This window comes from Nesterenkonia sp. F (assembly GCF_000220985.1).
In the GTDB taxonomy this organism is placed as follows: Bacteria; Actinomycetota; Actinomycetes; order Actinomycetales; family Micrococcaceae; genus Nesterenkonia.
The window spans coordinates 1-18,836 of record NZ_AFRW01000020.1 but is presented as its reverse complement, the minus strand read 5'-3'; the positions used below and the strand labels follow the sequence as shown (position 1 = coordinate 18,836).

General features: G+C 71.8%; 17 protein-coding genes. 7 read left to right on the top strand and 10 right to left on the bottom strand.

Annotated features, from left to right (window positions below; all coding sequences use genetic code 11):
* Positions 1-54 precede the first annotated feature (54 nt).
* On the top strand, positions 55-912 hold the full coding sequence (locus GU5_RS0102285) for a DMT family transporter (protein ID WP_029513941.1): 858 nt from the start codon (positions 55-57) through the stop codon (positions 910-912).
* A 93-nt stretch (positions 913-1,005) separates the two neighbouring features.
* On the opposite strand, the gene GU5_RS0102280 is transcribed toward GU5_RS0102285, so the two are convergent.
* The 8 genes from GU5_RS0102280 to GU5_RS0102245 form a co-directional block, all read right to left on the bottom strand.
* On the bottom strand, positions 1,006-1,569 hold the full coding sequence (locus tag GU5_RS0102280; protein ID WP_010523963.1) for a GNAT family N-acetyltransferase: 564 nt from the start codon (positions 1,567-1,569) through the stop codon (positions 1,006-1,008).
* A complete protein-coding gene (locus GU5_RS13580) occupies positions 1,566-2,441 on the bottom strand; it encodes an inositol monophosphatase family protein (protein ID WP_010523962.1) in 876 nt (291 codons plus the stop codon). Before GU5_RS13580 ends, GU5_RS0102280 begins: the two co-directional genes overlap by 4 nt.
* A gap of 2 nt (positions 2,442-2,443) precedes the next feature.
* Positions 2,444-4,774 carry an NAD-dependent DNA ligase LigA gene (ligA, locus tag GU5_RS0102270; protein WP_237704651.1) on the bottom strand — a complete coding sequence of 777 codons (2,331 nt, stop codon included), beginning with the start codon at positions 4,772-4,774 and terminating at the stop codon, positions 2,444-2,446.
* Between the two features lie 43 nt (positions 4,775-4,817).
* The gene (locus tag GU5_RS0102265) at positions 4,818-5,567 is read right to left on the bottom strand and encodes a PP2C family serine/threonine-protein phosphatase (RefSeq protein WP_010523960.1); all 750 of its coding nucleotides are present in this window, start codon (positions 5,565-5,567) and stop codon (positions 4,818-4,820) included.
* 139 nt (positions 5,568-5,706) lie between these two features.
* A complete protein-coding gene (locus tag GU5_RS0102260; RefSeq protein ID WP_029513939.1) occupies positions 5,707-6,936 on the bottom strand; it encodes an adenylate/guanylate cyclase domain-containing protein in 1,230 nt (409 codons plus the stop codon).
* A 331-nt stretch (positions 6,937-7,267) separates the two neighbouring features.
* A complete protein-coding gene (locus tag GU5_RS0102255) occupies positions 7,268-7,849 on the bottom strand; it encodes a hypothetical protein (protein WP_010523958.1) in 582 nt (193 codons plus the stop codon).
* A gap of 50 nt (positions 7,850-7,899) precedes the next feature.
* Positions 7,900-8,916 (bottom strand): biotin--[acetyl-CoA-carboxylase] ligase, encoded by a 1,017-nt coding sequence (locus tag GU5_RS13575; RefSeq protein ID WP_010523957.1) that lies wholly within the window; start codon positions 8,914-8,916, stop codon positions 7,900-7,902.
* 83 nt (positions 8,917-8,999) lie between these two features.
* On the bottom strand, positions 9,000-9,944 hold the full coding sequence (locus GU5_RS0102245) for an NAD(P)-dependent oxidoreductase (RefSeq protein WP_010523956.1): 945 nt from the start codon (positions 9,942-9,944) through the stop codon (positions 9,000-9,002).
* 171 nt (positions 9,945-10,115) lie between these two features.
* Between GU5_RS0102245 and GU5_RS0102240 the strand changes: the two genes are divergently transcribed.
* The 6 genes from GU5_RS0102240 (at position 10,116) to GU5_RS0102215 (ending at position 16,971) form a co-directional block, all read left to right on the top strand.
* Positions 10,116-11,765: an acyl-CoA carboxylase subunit beta gene (locus tag GU5_RS0102240; protein ID WP_010523955.1), complete on the top strand. Its 1,650-nt coding sequence runs from the start codon at positions 10,116-10,118 to the stop codon at positions 11,763-11,765.
* Between the two features lie 28 nt (positions 11,766-11,793).
* Entirely contained in the window at positions 11,794-12,075 is a 282-nt protein-coding gene (locus GU5_RS13570) for an acyl-CoA carboxylase epsilon subunit (protein ID WP_010523954.1), read from the top strand.
* The gene (locus GU5_RS0102230; protein ID WP_010523953.1) at positions 12,072-12,737 is read left to right on the top strand and encodes a nucleoside triphosphate pyrophosphatase; all 666 of its coding nucleotides are present in this window, start codon (positions 12,072-12,074) and stop codon (positions 12,735-12,737) included. The genes GU5_RS13570 and GU5_RS0102230 overlap by 4 nt, the downstream gene beginning before the upstream one ends.
* Positions 12,738-12,756: 19 nt before the next feature.
* A complete protein-coding gene (locus tag GU5_RS0102225; RefSeq protein WP_010523952.1) occupies positions 12,757-14,547 on the top strand; it encodes a biotin carboxylase N-terminal domain-containing protein in 1,791 nt (596 codons plus the stop codon).
* 191 nt (positions 14,548-14,738) lie between these two features.
* Positions 14,739-15,347: a dihydrofolate reductase family protein gene (locus GU5_RS0102220; RefSeq protein WP_010523951.1), complete on the top strand. Its 609-nt coding sequence runs from the start codon at positions 14,739-14,741 to the stop codon at positions 15,345-15,347.
* Between the two features lie 217 nt (positions 15,348-15,564).
* Complete coding sequence (locus tag GU5_RS0102215) at positions 15,565-16,971, top strand: MFS transporter (protein WP_010523950.1); 1,407 nt, start codon at positions 15,565-15,567, stop codon at positions 16,969-16,971.
* 153 nt (positions 16,972-17,124) lie between these two features.
* Here the strand turns inward: GU5_RS0102215 and GU5_RS0102210 are convergent, their stop codons facing one another.
* The gene (locus tag GU5_RS0102210) at positions 17,125-17,880 is read right to left on the bottom strand and encodes an ABC transporter ATP-binding protein (protein WP_010523949.1); all 756 of its coding nucleotides are present in this window, start codon (positions 17,878-17,880) and stop codon (positions 17,125-17,127) included.
* A partial coding sequence (locus GU5_RS0102205) for an iron chelate uptake ABC transporter family permease subunit (RefSeq protein ID WP_010523948.1) occupies positions 17,877-18,836 on the bottom strand: 960 nt, incomplete at its 5' end. The genes GU5_RS0102205 and GU5_RS0102210, both read right to left, overlap by 4 nt.

Below are 18,836 nucleotides of genomic sequence, written 5' to 3'. Positions count from 1 at the left end.
CGCGCTCATGTCGCGGATCGACCGGCCCCGGTCATGACCGTCTATCCTGTCCGGGTGAGACACTCGACCGCCGTCCCGATCCTGCTGGTGCTGGTCAGCATCCTGGGCCAGCAGCTGGGAGCCTCGCTGGCGGCCACGCTCTTCGACAGCGTCGGCCCGCAGGGCATGGTGATGATGCGTCTGCTGTTCTCCGCGCTGATCATGGTGGCCATCCTCCGGCCGACGCTGCGCACGATCACCGGATCCGGGTGGCTGACCGTGCTGGCCCTGGGCGCGACGATGACCGGCATGAACCTGATGATCTACGAGGCCTTCGACCGGATCCCGCAGGGCATCGCGGTGACCATCGAGGCTCTGGGGCCGCTGACGCTGTCGGTGCTGACCGGACGCCGCCTGCTCGGACTGCTCTGGGCCTTCTTCGCCCTGGTCGGCGTCGGCACGCTCGGCCGCGACGGCTTCGACGCCGTCGACGGTCTGGATCCGGTCGGCGTCGCCTTCGCCCTCGGGGCGGCCGCCTGCTGGGCGGGATTCATCATGATGAATCGTCGTGCGGGCCGCGTGCTGCCCGGCGCCCAGGGCCTCGCGCTGGCGATGTGCTTCGGCTCGCTCGTGGCGGTGCCGATGGGGACGGCATCGGCCGGGGCCGCGCTGCTGGATCCGTGGGTGCTCGCCGTCGGCGTGGGCATCGCGCTGCTCTCCTCGGCGATCCCCTACGGCATCGAGACGCGCGTGTTGCAACGCCTGCACGCCTCGACCTTCTCCATCCTGACGTGCCTGTCCCCGGTGATGGCGGCGCTGACAGCCTTCGTGGTCCTCGGCCAGCGCCTCGGCCCGCTGGATCTGCTCGCCATGCTTCTGGTGATCGTCGCCTGCGCCGGCGCGGTGCGCACGCGTCCGGCGACGGCGGCCTGAGCTGCCCGCGCCCCCGGCGATGACTCCGCGGAAGGTGTGGGAAAGAGCGCGCATTCCCACGCTTTCCACGGAGTCATCGCAGGTGAAGCGGACTCACACCAGGCGGAGGCGGAAGAAAGGGAAGCGACCGATGCCCTCGACCACCAGATCGCGCGTCGGGTCCTCCACGAAGCCCTCGGAGCGATAGAGCGCGTGGGCGGCGGTCATCGAGCGCAGACTGCACAGCACCACCGCCTCGGTGCCCGGCGCCTGCTCGGCCCGGGCGGCCAGATGCCGCACCAGCATGCGGGCGACGCCGCGTCCCTGGTGCCGCGGGTCCACCGCGAGCATGCGGAACTCCATCTCGCCGGGACGCGCCAGCTCGGAGAGCACCTCTCCGGGCCAGGTGATCACCGCCGAGGCGGCCGCCTCGCCGTCGACTTCGACGACGACCACCTCCCCGTGCTCCGCGCGGTGGGCGACGTCGGCCAGCTGCCGCATGTACGGATCCTCGCGGCGCATGTGTCCGCCGGCCGCGTAGGCGGCCATCGTCAGCTCCGCGATCGCGGGATGATCGTCCGGCACCGCCGCCCGCACCCGCGGCACCGACGCGCCGCGGTCGGCGAGCTCGGCCGCGGCCCCGCGCGCACCGACGGCGACGTCGGCCTCCCCGCTCATGGCCGGGTCTCCCGCGGCGCCGGTCGCAGCTGCTCATGCGGCACGCCCAGGTCGCCGGCGATGCACCAGTCCGGGTGAGCCGCGCCGTCGGCGGCCAGCGGACGGCGCATGGTCACTCCGGCCTCCTCGGCGATCAGTGCACCGGCGGCCCAGTCGTGCTCCTGGATGCCGTACTCGGCGTAGGCCTCGACCGTGCCGTCGGCGACCATGCAGATGTCCAGCGCCGCCGCGCCCAGCCGGCGCAGGTTCCCGAAGCTGTTCAGCAGCTCGACCACGGCCGACACCTGCTGCTCGCGGCGGGCGGCATCGTAGCCGAAGCCGGTGGAGAGCAGCCCCGCCGCGCGCGTGCCCTGCGGCCCGGTCAGCCGGTCCACGCCGGTCTGGCCGGCGTCGTCGGCGCCGGGCCGCGCCGCCGACGCGCGACCGGTGAACGCGCCGGCGCCGCGGGAGGCCCACCACAGCCGGTCCAGCGCCGGGGCATGCACCACTCCGGCCAGCCAGTCGCCGTCGGGCCCCTGCACCGCGACCGAGGTGCCGTAGTAGACGATGCCGCGGACGAAGTTCGTCGTGCCATCCAGCGGATCGATGGACCAGCGAATCCCGGAGGCCCGCTCCGGAGTGCTGGTGCCGTACTCCTCCCCGGTGATCGCGTCCTGCGGACGCCGCCGACCGATCACCGCGCGCACCGCCTGCTCGGAGCGGCGGTCGAAATCGGTGACCAGGTCGGATTCGGAGGACTTGGTCCCCAGGCCCGACTCGTCGCTGCGCAGCACCCGGCCCGACGGCGCGACGTCCTCGCGCTCGGCGAGCACCGCGGCTCCGGCGGCCGCGGCCTCGGCGGCGACGGCCAACAGTTCACGTGCCTCGGTCATGCTCAGTCCTCCAACCCGTCGGGGCCCTCGGCCAGCAGGGTCCGGAACTGAGCCTCGTTCAGCACCGGCACACCGAGGGATTCGGCCTTCTCGGCCTTGGAGCCGGCGTTCTCACCGGCCACCAGATAGTGCGTCTTCTTCGACACCGAGCCGGCCGCACGGCCGCCTCGGACGATGATCGCCTCCTTGGACTCGTCGCGCGAGAAGCTCTCCAGACTGCCGGTGACCACCACTGTCAGGCCCTCCAGCGTCCGCGGCGTCGACTCGTCGACCTCGTCGACCATCCGCACCCCGGCCGCGGCCCAGCGCTCGACCAGGCGCTGATGCCAGTCGACGCCGAACCACTCGCGCACCGCCGCGGCGATGGTCGGGCCCACGCCGTCGATGCCGGCGAGCTCCTCCTCGTCAGCGGCGCGGATCCGCTCCATCGACCCGTAGGCCGAGGCCAGCGCGCGCGAGGCGGTGGGCCCGACGTGTCGGATGGACAGCGCGACCAGCACGCGCCAGAGCGGCTGCTCCTTGGCCTTCTCCAGCTCCTCGACGAGCTGCCCGGTGTTCTCCGTGGGCTCGGAGGCCTTCTTCAGCCGCCCGTCGGCGTAGTGCTGGACCTTGGTCCAGAAGTACAGCGACGGCGCCCAGCGTCCGGTGCCCTGGTGCTGGCCGGTCTCGGGGTTCTTCCGCCGCACCTCGCGCCAGACGTGGACTGCGCGCAGATCCTCCGGGGTCAGGTCGAAGAGCTCGGCCTCGCTGCGCAGCACCGGAGTCTGCGGCAGCGGTTCGCCGTCCTCGTCGAAGGCCACCTCGACGCCGGACTTCGCCAGCGCCTCGTGGTCGATCAGCTCCTTCGGCGGTCGCCGGCGGTCCGGGTCGGTCAGCGCCAGGCCGGCTTCCTCGCCGAGCGCCTCGATGTCCAGGGCTCCGCGGGAGCCGACGTGGATGACCCGCTCGGCCAGCTGCGCCGGGCAGGACTCGGCGTTGGGGCACCGGCGGTCGACGTCGCCCTCCTTCGCAGCGGCCAGGGTGGTCCCGCAGGACGGGCACTCGGCCGGGAAGACGTACGCGTGCAGCTCGTCCTCGCGGCCCTCGCGGGCCGGCAGCACCGGGCCGAGCACCTCGGGGATGACGTCGCCGGCCTTGCGGATGAAGACGTCGTCGCCGATCAGCACGTTCTTGGCCTTGACCACGTCCTGATTGTGCAGCGTGGCGCGGGAGACCTCCGATCCGGCGACCTGCACCGGCTCGAGCACCGCGTAGGGCGTCACGCGGCCGGTCCGGCCGACCTGCTCGCGGATGTCGACCAGCCGGGTGGTGACCTCCTCGGGCGGGTATTTGTACGCCACCGCCCAGCGCGGCACCCGGGACGTGTGCCCCAGGGCCCGCTGCTGGTCGAAGTCGTCGACCTTGACCACCACGCCGTCGATCTCATGGACCAGCTCGTGGCGCTTCGCCAGGTGCTCGTCGAGGTACTCCTCGATCTCCTCCAGGCCGGACAGGATGCGGGTGTAGGGGCTGACCGGCAGTCCCCAGGCGGCCAGCTGGTCATAGGCGTCGTGCTGGCTGGTCAGCTCGACGCCGGAGCGGGCGCCGACGCCGTGGACGAACATGCTCAGCGGCCGCTCGGCGGTCTTCGCCGGATCCTTCTGCCGCAGCGAGCCGGCCGCGGCGTTGCGCGGGTTCGCCAGCGGGGCCCTCCCCTGGGCGGCGAGCTGCTCGTTGAAGGCGTGGAACTCCGCGGTGGGCATGAAGATCTCGCCGCGGACCTCCAGCTCCTCCGGGTGATCGGAGCCGGCCAGCCGCCGCGGCACATCCTCGATGGTGCGCACATTGTGGGTGACGTCCTCGCCGGTGTGCCCGTCGCCGCGGGTCGCCGCCCGCACCAGCCGGCCGTCGCGGTAGAGCAGGCTGATCGCCAACCCGTCGATCTTCACCTCGGTCAGCCAGCGCGGGGTCGCCCCGGGGCGCAGCTCGGCCAGCGAGGCGACGGCGCGCTCGTGCCAGGCGCGCAGCTCCTCACGGGAGAAGACGTCCTCCAGCGAGTACATCTGGCGCAGGTGCGTCACCGGCGCGAAGGCCTCGGAGATGCCCTCGCCGACCTGCTGGGTGGGCGAATCGGCCGAGCGCAGCTCGGGATGCTCGGCCTCGATCCGCTCCAGTCGGCGGAAGAGCTCGTCGAACTCGGCGTCGGAGATGAGCGGCTCGGCATCCTGGTAGTAGCGCGCACGGTGGCCGCGGATCTCCTCGGCCAGACGCGCATGCTCCTCGCGCAGGGCGTCGGCGGGCACGGCGGGGTCTTCGGAGCTCGGGCTGGGACTCGGGCTGGGGCTCTGACTCACGCGCCCCAGTCTAAGGCGTGCCGAGGACGCCTCGGCGAGCGCGTCAGGCCGCGTGCACGTCGACGACGATGACGGTCACGTTGTCCCGCCCGCCGCCGCGCAGCGCCTGGTGGATCAGCCAGTCGACGGTCTCCTGGGCCGAGCGTCCGGCGGCGAGGATCCGGGCGATCTCCTCGTCGGAGACTTCACCGGTGAGCCCGTCGGAGCAGACCAGCAGCCGTTGACCGACCTCCACCGGCACGGCGGTGAACTCCCCGCTGAAGGCCTCGCCGGCGCCCAGCGCCCGGGTGATCACATTGCGGTTGGGGTGATGGGGCATCTCCGCAGCGGTGATCATGCCCGACTCGTACATCTCCTGGACCTGCGAGTGGTCCCGGGTGAGCTGACGCAGCCGCCCGTCGGCCAGCACATAGGTCCGCGAGTCACCGATGTTGAAGACCAGCCATTCGCACCGTCCCTCGAACTCGGCGACCACGGCACCGGTCAGCGTCGTGCCGGCCTTCGAATCGGTCTCCCGTCGGATCCGGGCGTCGGCCTCGTGCAGCGCTTCGCGGATCGCGGCGTCGTCGATCCGCCCGCGGGCGCGTTCCCAGCCCTCGGCCAGTGCCTGGACGGCGAGCGAGGAGGCGACCTCGCCCGCCTCGTGGCCGCCCATGCCGTCGGCGACGGCGAAGAGCTCGTCGGTGACCACGGAGGAGTCCTCGTTCAGCTCCCGTCGCAGCCCGACATGCGAACCGTACCCGTAGTCGAGCATCAGCTCGGCACGCGGACGGGACTGCTGCTCATCGCTCATGCTCGCCCCTTCTTGCTGGAATGGAGGTGGGAGTTCGCGCGGTGTGCGCCGAAGCACTCCCCCATCATGTCACGGTCGGGTCACGCCCGGCAGAGGACGACGGTCCATCCTTCCTCGTCATCGTCCGTCCGCAGGCCGATCAGCCGCCGTCGAGCACGATGCCGGTGCCGCCGGAGCGCAGCAGCATATGCGGGGTGACCTCGCCGAAGCCGCGGACCATCCGCGGCGGCTGCGGGACCATCAGGTAGTCGTCGTCGGGCTCCAGGGCGCGGGCGGTGACCGAGTCGACCAGCACAGTGCCCGGATCCGCCAGCGCGGTCAGCCGGGCCGCCAGATTCACCGTGGGTCCGTAGATGTCGCCCATCCGGGAGAGCACGCGCCCCCAGACCACCGAGACCCGCGCCTGGGGCAGCACGTCGTCGGCGGCGATCGTCTCCGCCAGGGCCAGGGCGATCTCCGCACCGGCCTCCGGGGTCTCGGCGTTGTAGAGCACCTCGTCGCCGACCGTCTTGACCAGCCGGCCGCCGCCGATGGAGATGATCTCGGCGCATTTGGACTCGAAGCGCTGCACCGTCTGCGCCAGCGTCCGCTCGCTCATCGTCCGCGACAGCGACGTGTAGGAGACGAGGTCGGCGAAGCCGACCGCCCGGGCCAGCGGCAGCGGCGAGTCGTCCTCGGAGCCGTCGCGGCCGCGGGCGGTGGCGGCCAGTCCGGATTCCACGCGCACGGTCAGCCGCTGCAGCGCCGCCGAGAGCTGGCGCCGCCAGGCGTAGCCCATCAGCCGCTGGATCGGCTCGATGAGCTCCGGCAGCGTCTCGACCACCTGGCTGCGTGCGGTGGCGTCGGAGAGCTGCTCGTTGGCGATCTTGTCCTCGACCAGCGCCTCGATCTGCCAGACCACCATGCGGTCGGTCATCTGGCCGATCGACCGGGTCAGCGAGATCGCCGTCTCCTCGTTGAGGTGCCCCTCGCGGACCAGGTCGATCATCGTCGCCAGCGCCTCGACATCGGTGTGGGTGAAGGCCTTGACGTCGTCGTCGAGGTTCGGGAAGCCCAGCGCGCGCCAGAGCTTCCGCGCCGAGTGGGTGGACACGCCCATCTCGCGGGCCATCTGCCGGTAGGTCAGCGTCCGTTCAGCGCCGAGCAGCCGTCGCTCGAGGTCGCGGATCCGCGCATGCCAGGAGCGCTGCTCCAGCGTCGGAATCGGGATCGCGGCGGTCTCGGGGGCCCGGTCGGCGTCCGCGGCGCCGTCGGGGCCGGTCTCCGGCTCGACGGCGGCCTCCTCGTCGGAGACGCCGGCCGCCGGAGCTTCGACGGCGGCCCGCTCAGCGGCCTCCTCGGGCGTGTCGGCGTCGACCGGGTCGAGCAGGCTGTGCGCGCCCGGGTCCTCCGGAGTGGCCGCGGCCGGGGCGGCGCCCCGACGGCGCGGGGGCCGCGGCAGCGCGATCTCGCCGGTTCCCAGGCTCGGTCCGCCGGGCGAGCCGGCGGGGCGGCTGCGCGGCGAGGGGAAGTCCGACCAGTCCTCGCGGGCGGCGGCCAGCTCCTCGGGGGCATAGCCGTCGGCGCCCTCCCAGGGGCCCGGAACCTCGCCGGTCTCGCCCGCCAGGTACTCGGGCGCCCGGTCGCCGGCGCCCGAGGGCACGCGCGCCGGGTCGTCCGCCGAGGCGTCGACGGAATCGGAGCTGGTTCCCGGGCTGGAGTCAGACATTCAGGCTCCCTCGATCGGTGGTCACCGCGGCCTCGCGGGCGCGGCGGGCGTGCTGCGCGGCGGCGGCCCGGCGATAGGCGCCCAGCTCCTCGGCCAGCACGGTGTGGAGATGCTCGGCGTCGGGCATGTCGGCCAGCACTGTGCGCTGCTGCTGCCCGTAGGCCCCGTGATGCAGCACCAGGTCGCCGGCGCCGCTCATCGCCTGCAGGCGCGTCTGCTTCAGCTGCGCCTCGGCGAGCAGCCCCAGCGGCACGATCACCGGCTGCGGGGCGCCGAACAGGTTCTTCTGCACCACCCGCAGATCGGTCAGCCAGGTGACCCGGTTGGCCCAGGCCAGCACCGGGCGCAGCGTGCCGAAGACCAGAGTCAGCGTTCCGGCGCCGACGATCAGCACCGAGAGCACATGGCTGTAGTGGCGGATCACCTCCGGCTGGGAGCCGCGGGAGACGTAGCCCAGCAGGAAGCTGATCAGCGCCACGGTGACCAGCAGGGTCAGCAGGGCCGGCAGCAGCGAGCGCCGGTGGGCGCGCGTGCGCACGACGACCTGTTCGCCGTCGACCAGTCTGAGCCTCATCGCGGTCTCCGACCTCCCGATCGCCGTCCTCCCATGAGTTCCGGCCCAGTCTACCCGGCGGCCCCCGGAGGCTCCTCGACCGGCCGCAGGTGGACCACGTCCCCGGCGCTGAAGCTCTCCCGCCGCGCCGGGCGCTCGCGCCAGCGTTCCTCGGCGGAGGAGCGCTCGGCGTCGACGTCGACCTCCAGCGCGCCGTCGTCGGCCACGCCGACCGCCCTGCCCCGACGGGCGGAGCCGTCGGGCAGCTCGACGCGCACCTGACGGCCGACGGTCTCCATCGCCTCGACGACGGCGCGGCCGACCGGCGAGTCGCGCACCTCGCCGCGGCGGCAGGACTCCAGCGTGGTCAGGTGACCGACGAACCGGGTCATGAACTGGATCAGCAGATCGGCGCGCAGGTCCGCGCGAGCGGGGTCGTCGCCGGGCAGCAGGCCGACGTCGGCGGCGGCTCCGGCCCGTCGGCGCTCGAGCACCAGCGAGGTGGCTCCCTCGACCGGCAGCTGATGCTCCTCCTGGAGCACGTTGATGCCCGTCCCGAGGATCACCATCGGCGCCGTCGGCCCGGAAGGGCCGGAAGGGCCGGAAGGGCCGGAGACGAAGCCTCCCGCGGCGGCGGTCCCCGGGGCGAGCGCGGCGAGGATGCCGCAGATCTTGCGGCCGCCGACGAGGACGTCGTTGGGCCACTTGAGCCGGGCCGGCACACCGTGCTCCTCGACCAGGGCTTCGACGAGGGCCAGGCCGGCGACCAGCGAGATCCACGGCATGGCGTCGGGATCCAGTCGAGGTCGCAGCACGAGCGAGGCGGAGAGCGAGGTGTGCGGCGGCGAGGACCAGCCGCGCGCCATCCGCCCGCGGCCGCCGGTCTGCTCCTCGGCGACCAGCAGGCTCAGATGCGGCCGGCGTCGGGCGAAGTCCGCCTCGGCGGCCTCGCGCTGCAGCGCGGCGTTGGTGGAGTCGATGCTCTCCACGTGCTCGAGGTCGGCCAGGATTCCGGGGGCGACCAGCGAGCGGCGGAGCAGCTCGACGTCGAGCATGCGCCGAGGATGGTCGGTCGGGCTCTCTGCCATGAGATCCTCCTGGAGATTCCTGGACTGCCGCGGGACGGATCGGGTGCCGGGGCGCAGCCTCGCCGCATCCGCTCCCCTCCGCCTCAGGCGTCGAGCGCCGCGGGCAGGAAGGCGTCCGGGATGAGCTCGCGCCCGTCCTCCACAGCGTATCCCCGCAGGTCGGCGACGCCGGAAGCCTCCAGGACCTGCTCGTCGACGAGGAACTCCCCGCTGGGTGCGCCGACGGCGCCGGTGAGCACCGCCCGGGCGGCGTCGGCGACGATCTGCGGCCGCCGTGCCGAGCGGACCAGCCCCTCGCCGCCGGGCATGGCCCGCACTGCGGCGGTGTCGATCAGCGTCGCCGGCCAGAGCGAGTTGACCAGCACGCCGTCGTCGGCCAGTTCGCGGGCCAGGCCGAGCGTCGTCATCGACATGCCGTACTTGGCCATCGTGTAGCCCAGGTGCCGGCCGAACCACTCCGGCTCCAGCCGCCCCTCCGCGTCGGTCAGCGGCGGCGAGAGGGTGAGGATCTGCGGCCGCCAGGGAGATCCGGCCTCCTGCCCGCCCCCGGAGGCCGCCCGCGCCGAGGCGCGCAGATGCGGCATCGCCGCCTGCGAGAGACGGAAGGTGCCCCGGACGTTGATGTCGTGCATCAGATCCCAGCGCTTCATGCTCAGCGATTCGGTCGGCGAGAGATCGATGGCCGAGGCGTTGTTCACCACGACGTCGACGCCGCCGTAGGCCTCCTCGGCCGCGGCGACGGCACGGTCGACGTTCTCGTCGGAGCGCAGGTCCCCGACCACCGCGAGTCCGCGGCCGCCGGCGGCCTCGACGTCGGCGACGGCCGAGTGCACGGTGCCCGGCAGCGTCGGATGGGGCTCGTCGGTCTTGGCCAGCAGCACCAGATTCGCGCCCTGCGCGGCGAGCGCGACGGCGATGGCATGACCGATGCCGCGGCTGCCGCCGGACATCAGCACAGTACGTCCGGAGAGCTCGCGCGGGCCCACCGGCGGGGCGAGGCGGGGGCGGGTGCTCGGCTGTTCGCTCATGCCTCCAGTCTACTCACCGGTAACCGCATGATGTCACCCGCATCACACCGGCACGTCGACACACCGGCCGGCGTTGTAGATTTCCTACAGCCGGACGCCGCTGACAGCGGGCTAGACTGACGTGCGGATTGTAGAGTTCCTCCGAGACGAGAAAAGGTCAGCTCCCCACCGATGACTTCTTCGCCCCGCTCCGACTCCGGCGCCGGCCCCCGCGCGCGCTCCGCGACCGACGGCGCGGAGGAGCTCGACCTGGACACCACCGCCGGCAAGCTCGCCGCCTTCCGCCGACGCCGCGACCAGACCCTGGCCCCGGCCGGCGAGGCCGCGGTCGAGAAGCAGCATGAGCGCGGCAAGCACACCGCCCGCGAGCGCATCGAGATGCTGCTCGACCCCGACTCCTTCGTCGAGCTCGACGCGCTGGCGGTGCACCGCTCCACCTCCTTCGGCATGGAGAAGCGCAAGCCGCTGGGCGACGGCCTGGTCTCCGGCTACGGCACCGTCGACGGCCGGCTGGTCGCGGTCTACGCCCAGGACTTCACCGTCTTCGGCGGTTCGCTCTCCCAGGTCAACGGCGAGAAGATCGTCAAGGTCCAGGAGTTCGCCGCCCGCAACGGCTGCCCGGTGATCGGCATCAACGACGGCGGCGGCGCGCGCATCCAGGAGGGCGTGGCCTCGCTGGCGATGTTCGCCGACATCTTCCGGAACAACGTCCACTCCTCGGGCGTCGTGCCGCAGATCTCGCTGATCATGGGCCCGGCCGCCGGAGGGGCGGCCTACTCCCCGGCGCTGAACGACTTCGTGATCATGGTCGACCAGACCAGCCACATGTTCATCACCGGCCCCGACGTCATCAAGTCGGTCACCGGCGAGGACGTGGACATGGAGACCCTCGGCGGCGCCCGCTCGCACAACGAGACCACCGGCACCGCCTCCTACCTGGCCGCCGACGAGGAGGACGCCCTCGAGTTCACCAAGGAGCTGCTGGAGTTCCTGCCGCTGAACAACCTCGCCGAGGCGCCGGTGGAGCCCCACGAGGAGCGGGTGAAGATCGAGGCCGAGGACGAGGCGCTGAACACGCTGGTTCCCGACTCGGCGAACCAGCCCTACGACATGCGCGCCGTGATCGAGCAGACGCTCGACGACGGCCACTTCCTCGAGCTGCAGGCGCTGCGCGCGCCCAACGTGCTCATCGGCCTGGGCCGGGTCGAGGGCCGCACGGTCGGCGTCGTCGCCAACCAGCCCTCTCAGCTGGCCGGCACCTTGGACATCGACGCCAGCGAGAAGGCCGCTCGCTTCGTGCGGTTCTGCGACGCCTTCAACATCCCGATCCTGACCTTCGTCGACGTGCCGGGCTTCCTGCCGGGCACCGACCAGGAGTTCAACGGCATCATCCGGCGCGGGGCCAAGCTGCTCTACGCCTACGCCGAGGCGACCGTCCCGAAGATCACCGTGATCACCCGCAAGGCCTTCGGCGGCGCCTACATCGTCATGGGCTCCAAGAAGCTCGGCGCCGACGTGAACCTGGCCTGGCCCACCGCCCAGATCGGCGTGATGGGCGCCTCCGGAGCGGTGAACATCCTGCACCGTCGCGAGCTGGCCTCCGTCGGCAAGGAGGGCGGCGACGTCGAGGCCCGCCGCGCCGAGCTCGTCGACGAGTACGAGAAGGAGCTCCTCACCCCGTACCAGGCCGCCGAGCTGGGCTACATCGACGCGGTGATCGAGCCCGCCGAGACCCGCTGGCAGATCACCCAGGCGCTGCGGGCGACGTTCCACAAGCGCGAGGCGCTGCCGGCGAAGAAGCACGGCAACATCCCGCTGTGAGCCGGTCTCGGCAGGAAGGACGACGTTCATGACTTCGACGAGCGCCCCCGACGCCGGGGACCCGACGGACGCCGGCGGCGGAGACGCCGAGGAGGCGCCGCTGCTGCGCGTGACCGGCACACCGCTGACCGAGGAGGAGCAGGCCGCCGTCGCCGCCGTCGTCGGCCGGCTGGCCGGTGCCGAGCCCGCCGCCGAGACCGACCACGGCCGCACCGGACCCCGCGACCGGACGCTGGAGCGCCGCCGTCGGCTGGGCCTGTGGCCGCGGCCCGGCCTCGGCTCCTGGCTCCAGGCCGGAGGACTGCGATGAGCGCCCGGCTGATCCTGGGATCCGCCTCCCCCGGCCGCGCCGAGGTGCTCACCCGCGCCGGCGTCGACTTCACCGTCCGCGTCTCCGCGGTGGACGAGGACGCCGCCGTCGAGGCCGCCCGAGCGGCCGGCGAGCAGGTCACCCCGTCGCGCATGGCCGGGCTGCTGGCGCAGGCCAAGGCGGAGGCGGTGGCCCGAGCCGTCGCCGAGGAGGGCGATGAGGAGGCCGCCGAGCCCGGCGCCTCCGACGAAGTGCTGGTGCTCGGCTGCGACTCGGTCTTCGAGCTGGACGGCGTCGCCTACGGCAAACCCCACGAACCCGAGGTCGCGGTCGAGCGCTGGCGAGGTCTGCGCGGACGCACCGGCACGCTGCACTCGGGCCATCACCTGGTGCGGCCGCGCGACGGCGCGACGGCGGCGCGGACGGTCTCCACGCAGGTGCGCTTCGGCACGCCGAGCGAGGAGCAGATCCGCGCCTACGCGCACTCCGGCGAGCCGCTGGGATGTGCGGGGGCCTTCACCATCGACGGCCGCGGCGCGGCCTTCATCGACGGGGTCGACGGCGACCCGCAGTCGGTGATCGGCGTCTCGCCGAGGGCGCTGGGCGAGCTGCTCGCCGAGCTGGACATCGACATCACGACTCTGTGGACCCACGACCGCTGATCAGGAGCTTCCGACGACCATGACTGACTTCTCCAAGGTGCTGATCGCCAACCGCGGCGAGATCGCCGTGCGGGTGATCCGCGCGGCCCGCGACGAGGGGCTGGCCACTGTGGCCGTCTATGCGGACCCGGACCGCGAGGCGATGCACGTGACCATGGCCGACGAGGCCTATGCCCTGGGCGGGGCGACGGCGGCCGACAGCTACCTGGTCATCGACAAGATCCTCGAGGCCGCCCGGGCCACCGGCGCCGATGCGGTCCACCCCGGCTACGGCTTCCTCTCCGAGAACGCCGACTTCGCCCGCGCCGTCTCCGAGGCGGGACTGACCTGGATCGGCCCGACGCCGGCGGCCATCGAGACCCTGGGCGACAAGGTCTCGGCGCGACAGCTGGCCGAGAAGGTCGGCGCCCCGCTGGCCCCGGGCACCAAGGAGCCGGTCTCCTCGGCCAAGGAGGTCGTGAAGTTCGCGGACAAACAGGGGCTGCCGATCGCCATCAAGGCCGCCTACGGCGGCGGCGGGCGCGGCATCAAGGTCGCCCGGAAGCGCGACGAGATCGTCGAGCTCTACGACTCCGCCGTCCGTGAGGCGGTCACCGCCTTCGGCCGCGGCGAGTGCTTCATCGAGAGGTTCCTCGACGCGCCCCGGCATGTGGAGACCCAGTGCCTGGCCGACGCCCACGGCGACGTCGTCGTCGTCTCGACCCGCGACTGCTCGCTGCAGCGGCGCAACCAGAAGCTCGTCGAGGAGGCCCCCGCGCCGTTCCTGACGCGCGCGCAGACCCGTCAGCTCTACCGGGCGTCGAAGGCGCTGCTGAAGGAGGCCGGCTACGTCGGCGCCGGCACCTGCGAGTTCCTCGTCGGCCAGGACGGCACCATCAGCTTCCTGGAGGTCAACACCCGGCTGCAGGTCGAGCACCCGGTCTCCGAGGAGGTCACCGGCCTGGATCTGGTCCGCGAGCAGTTCCGCATCGCCCGCGGCGAGCGGCTGGGCTACGACGACCCGGAGATCCGCGGGCACTCCTTCGAGTTCCGCATCAACGGCGAGGACGCCGGGCGCGGCTTCATGCCGGCGCCGGGCAAGCTCGAGCACTTCGGACTGCCCACCGGTCCGGGTGTGCGTGTGGACTCCGGCGTGCGCTCCGGCGAGTCGATCTCCGGGGCCTTCGACTCGATGATCGCCAAGCTGATCGTCACCGGCGCGAGCCGCGAGCAGGCGCTGCAGCGCTCGAAGCGCGCGCTGGCCGAGATGCAGGTCGAGGGCATGCCCTCGGTGCTGCCCTTCCACCGCGTCGTCGTCGAGGACCCGGCCTTCGCGCCGGAGCTGCATGCCGCGCCCGGGGCGAAGAAGAAGCCCGAGTCCTTCGCAGTGCACACCCGCTGGATCGAGACCGAGTTCGACAACACCATCGCCCCGCACCACGCTCCAGCCGCCCAGGCCGCCCCGGAGCCGGAGCGGCAGTCGGTGGTCATGGAGGTCAACGGCAAGCGCGTCGACGTCTCGCTGCCGGCCTCGCTGGCGGCCGGCAAACTGGCCGCCGCCCCGACGAGGAAGCGCCGGCGGCGGTCCCGCCGCTCCTCGGCCGCCGCACCCTCGGGCGACTCGCTGACCTCGCCGATGCAGGGCACCGTGGTCAAGGTCCAGGCGAAGGACGGCGCGACAGTCTCGGAGGGCGACCAGATCCTGGTGCTCGAGGCGATGAAGATGGAGCAGCCGCTGACCGCTCACAAATCCGGCACGTTGAAGGGGTTGTCCGTCGAGCCGGGCGCGACGCTCTCGGCCGGCGAGATCGTGGCCACCATCGAGGGGTGACCGGGACCGGCCGTCGCCGTCGCCCTTCTTCCTCCCCTCCCCTCCCGGAATGACTCCGTGGAAACTGTGGGAAAGCGCGCGCTTTCCCACCGTTGCCACGGAGTCATCGCGCCTCAGGAGCTCGCGCGCGGACGGGCCGGGCATTCCGCCCGCAGGCCCGGCGCACTAGAGTGGGCCCAGGAGGGACGATCATGACTCGGAGCGCCCGCCGGCGGGAGCCGGAGCTGCTGATGGACGTCGTCACCTCGCTGGACGGCTATGCCTCCGCCGAGGGATGGCCCGGCTGGTGGGGCCGCGAGGGCCCGGAGTATCTGCGCTGGCTGGACCACCAGCCGGAGAACTCCCACCGCCTGCTGATGGGGACGACCACCTATGAGGTGATGTCGGAGATGTCCCGGGCGGTCCACGACGGGAAGGCCGAGGTCTCCGAGGAGGAGGCCGAGACGCTGATCGCCCTCGACGACGCCGACAAGGTCGTCTGCTCCTCCTCGCTCGAGCAGCCGCTGACCTGGCCGCACACCGAGCTGGTCCGCGGCGACGCCGCCGAGGCGGTGCGCCGGATGAAGGCCGAGGGTCAGTCGCTGCGCACGCTGGGCAGCCTGAGCCTCTGCCGCTCGCTGATGGCCGCCGGCGTCGTCGACCGGCTGCGGCTGGTCATCTTCCCGGTGATCACCGGCGCCTCCGGCCGCGAGCGGGTCTTCGAGGGCTTCGGCGACGTCGCGCTGACGATGCTCTCCAGCCGCCTCTTCGACGGTCGGCTGCAGATGGTGGAGTACGCCCCGACGCCGCTGGCCTCCTGAGCCGCACTCCGCTCCCCCCGGTGGTGAGTCCGTGGAAGGTGTGGGAAAGCGCGCTCTTTCCCACACCTTCCACGGACTCATCGTGCGGCGGGCGGGCCCGCCGGCGCACGGTCTCAGCATGCGGAACCTGATGGCCGGCCCGCCCCGCACGGGCGGAACCGGCTCTACAGTGACGACGTCATCCTGTCATCGCTGACCTGATCGAGGAGTCCTGTCCATGTCCAGCAGTCCGTCGCAGGGGTCGACGAGCGTCTCGGCGGGCGCCGCCGAGGCCGCCCACGCCGAGATCCCCCGGCACCGCATCATCCTGGCGTCGCTCATCGGCACCACGATCGAGTTCTACGACTTCTACATCTACGCCACCGCGGCGGTCTCGATCTTCCCGCTGCTGTTCTTCCACGGCGACACCGACGCGATGAACCTGCTGCTGTCCATGGCGACCTTCGGCGTCGCCTTCCTCGCGCGGCCGCTGGGCTCGGTGATCTTCGGCCACTTCGGCGACATCGTCGGCCGCAAGGCCACCCTGGTCGGAGCGCTGCTGATCATGGGGCTGGCCACCTTCTTCATCGGCATGCTGCCGACCTACCACCAGATCGGGATCTGGGCGCCGACGATGCTGACCATCCTGCGGTTCTGCCAGGGACTGGGCCTCGGCGGCGAATGGTCCGGCGCGGCCCTGCTGGCCAGCGAGACCGCCAAGCCCGGCAGACGCGCCTCGGCGGCGATGTGGCCGCAGCTCGGCGCGCCGTTCGGCTTCATCCTGGCCAACGGTCTCTTCCTGGTGCTCACCACGCTCTTCGCCTACGACTCCACCTCGCCGTCGCTCGACGACCCGTTCGTCGTCTGGGGCTGGCGGGTGCCGTTCCTCCTGTCGATCGTGATGATCGGCATCGGCCTCTACGTCCGTCTGCGCATCGAGGAGACGCCGGTCTTCGCCCGTGCGATGCAGAACGACGAGCGAGTGAAGGCGCCCATCCGCGAGGTCTTCGCCAAAGACTGGCGGCGCATCGTCATGGGCACCTTCATCATGCTGGCCACCTACGGCCTCTTCTACCTGATGACCACCTGGATCCTGTCCTATGCCATCGGTTCGGCGGAGACCGGCGGGCTGCAGTACGACTACCACTCGTTCCTGATCCTGCAGCTGATCTCGATCCTGTTCTTCGCCGCCTTCATCCCGGTCTCCGGTGCGCTGGCCGACAAGGTCGGCCGTCGGCCGATGCTGCTGGTGGTCACCGCCGCGATCATCGTCTTCGGCTTCACCTTCGGCATCTGGCTGGCGCCGGCATCGATGGGCACCGGCGAAGGCATGAACGTCGGCCTCATGCTGGTCTTCCTCTGCGTCGGCATGGCCCTGATGGGCCTGACCTTCGGGCCGATGTCGGCGGTGCTGCCGGAGCTCTTCCCGACCAACACCCGCTACACCGGCTCGGGCGTCGCCTACAACGCCGCCTCCATCCTGGGCGCGGCCCTGACCCCCTTCGCCGCCTCCTGGCTGGTGCAGGTCCAGGGCGTCGACGCCGTCGGCTACTACCTCGCCCTGCTCGGCGCGCTGACCTTCGTCGCCCTCTGGCTGGCTCCGGAGACCAGGACCCGCTCGTTGTACACCGCCGCGGCGGAGTGAGCCGAGACGACGACGGCGACGGTCCGGCATGCGCGCCGGGGCCGTCGCCGTCGTCGTTCGGTCCACGATGAGTCCGTGGAAACTGTGGGAAAGCGCACTCTTTCCCACAGTTTCCACGGAGTCATCGTCTCCGGATGCCGGCCGGCCCGCCGCTCAGTAGTACACCGCCAGCGGCCCGTGCGGACCCTCGATGACCTGCACCTCGGTGTGGAAGACGCGGGTGAGCACCTCGTCGGTCATGATCTCGCGCGGGGCGCCGTGCTCGACGACGTGCCCGTCCTGCATCGCCAGGATCCGGTCGGCGTAGTGGGCGGCGAAGTTCACGTCGTGCAGCACCACGACCACAGTGCGGCCGAGCTCGTCGGCGGCCCGGCGCAGCTGGCGCATCATCTGCACCGCGTGCTGCATGTCGAGGTTGTTCAGCGGCTCGTCGAGCAGCACGTATTCGGTGTCCTGGGCCAGCACCATCGCCACATAGGCCCGCTGCCGCTGGCCGCCGGAGAGCTGGTCCAGGTACCGGTCCTGCAGGTCGGCCAGGTCGAGGAAGTCGATCGCGGCGTCGATGTGCCGCTCGTCCTCGGCGGTCAGCCGCCCCCGGGAATGCGGAAAGCGGCCGAAGCCGACCAGCTGGCGGACGGTCAGCCGGGTGACGAAGTGGTTCTCCTGGCGCAGGATCGACAGCACCGTCGCCAGCGTCCGCGAGCGCGTCGTCGCGACGTCGTGGCCGCCGACCTCGATGGTGCCGTCGTCGGCGCCGAGCAGCCGGCCGATCATCGTCAGCACCGTCGACTTGCCCGCCCCGTTGGGGCCCACCAGAGCGGTGATGCCGCCGCGAGCGATCTCCACCGAGACCGGCCCGATGGACACCTCCGAGGAGTAGGTCTTGGTGACCGCGTCGAGGGTGATCACAGGCGCCCCTTTCTCATCAGCACGATCAGGAACACGCCGCCGCCGACCAGCTCGACGATGATCGTCACCGCCCCCTGGGCGTAGAAGACATGGCGCAGCAGGAAGTAGGCGACGGTCAGGATGGTGTAGGCGACCAGCCCCGCGGCCGGCAGCAGCAGCCGGTGCGAGGGCGTGTCGTACAGCTGATAGGTCAGCGTGGCGGCGAGGAATCCGAGGAAGGTCATCGGGCCGACCAGCGAGGTCGACATCGCCATCAGGATCGAGACCATCAGCAGGATCAGCATGACTTCGCGCCGGTGGTTCAGCCCCAGGCTGGTCGCCGCGTCCGAGCCGAGGGCGATGACGTCGAGCCGGCGGGCGCGCAGCCACAGCACCGCGGCGACCACCAGCACCGCCGGCAGCGCATAGGGCAGGTACGCCGACTCGGCGTTGGCGATGCTGCCGAACATCCGCGCGGTGAGCACGTCGAACTCCGAGGGCGTGAGCAGCCGCTGCATGAACGTCGACAGCGACCCCAGTCCCCCGCCGATGACCACCCCGACCAGCAGCATCAGATGCATGTTCGAGAACCGGCCGGAGAGCAGCCAGCCGTAGAGCGCCGAGGCGAAGGCCACCATGAGCGCGGCCTGCAGCAGGAACTGCGGCAGCCCGGAGACCATCGTGGCCCCGGCGATTCCGAAGAGGAAGACCGCCCCGGTCTGCACGGCGGTGTAGAGCGACTCGAAGCCCATGATCGACGGGGTGAGGATACGGTTGTGCGTCGCCGTCTGGAAGGCCACCGTCGCCGCGCCCTGGGCGACGGCGACCACCGCGACGGTCACCAGCGTCTCGACGCGCATCTGCGCGATGAGCCAGAACCCCTCGGTGCCGACCGGCATCGGGTTGTCCCAGGTCAATACCCCGACGGAGGCGGCGACGGCGAGCGCGGCCATCCCAGCCAGCAGCACCATCCGACG

What these genes read in the sequence shown, in the direction of transcription:
- GU5_RS0102280 (WP_010523963.1), bottom strand. Translation starts at nt 1,569, where the DNA reads ATGAGCGGGGAGGCCGACGTCGCCGTCGGTGCGCGCGGGGCCGCGGCC.
- GU5_RS13580 (WP_010523962.1), bottom strand. Translation starts at nt 2,441, where the DNA reads ATGACCGAGGCACGTGAACTGTTGGCCGTCGCCGCCGAGGCCGCGGCC.
- GU5_RS0102265 (WP_010523960.1), bottom strand. Translation starts at nt 5,567, where the DNA reads ATGAGCGATGAGCAGCAGTCCCGTCCGCGTGCCGAGCTGATGCTCGAC.
- GU5_RS0102255 (WP_010523958.1), bottom strand. Translation starts at nt 7,849, where the DNA reads ATGAGGCTCAGACTGGTCGACGGCGAACAGGTCGTCGTGCGCACGCGC.
- GU5_RS13575 (WP_010523957.1), bottom strand. Translation starts at nt 8,916, where the DNA reads ATGGCAGAGAGCCCGACCGACCATCCTCGGCGCATGCTCGACGTCGAG.
- GU5_RS0102245 (WP_010523956.1), bottom strand. Translation starts at nt 9,944, where the DNA reads ATGAGCGAACAGCCGAGCACCCGCCCCCGCCTCGCCCCGCCGGTGGGC.
- GU5_RS0102240 (WP_010523955.1), top strand. Translation starts at nt 10,116, where the DNA reads ATGACTTCTTCGCCCCGCTCCGACTCCGGCGCCGGCCCCCGCGCGCGC.
- GU5_RS13570 (WP_010523954.1), top strand. Translation starts at nt 11,794, where the DNA reads ATGACTTCGACGAGCGCCCCCGACGCCGGGGACCCGACGGACGCCGGC.
- GU5_RS0102230 (WP_010523953.1), top strand. Translation starts at nt 12,072, where the DNA reads ATGAGCGCCCGGCTGATCCTGGGATCCGCCTCCCCCGGCCGCGCCGAG.
- GU5_RS0102225 (WP_010523952.1), top strand. Translation starts at nt 12,757, where the DNA reads ATGACTGACTTCTCCAAGGTGCTGATCGCCAACCGCGGCGAGATCGCC.
- GU5_RS0102220 (WP_010523951.1), top strand. Translation starts at nt 14,739, where the DNA reads ATGACTCGGAGCGCCCGCCGGCGGGAGCCGGAGCTGCTGATGGACGTC.
- GU5_RS0102215 (WP_010523950.1), top strand. Translation starts at nt 15,565, where the DNA reads ATGTCCAGCAGTCCGTCGCAGGGGTCGACGAGCGTCTCGGCGGGCGCC.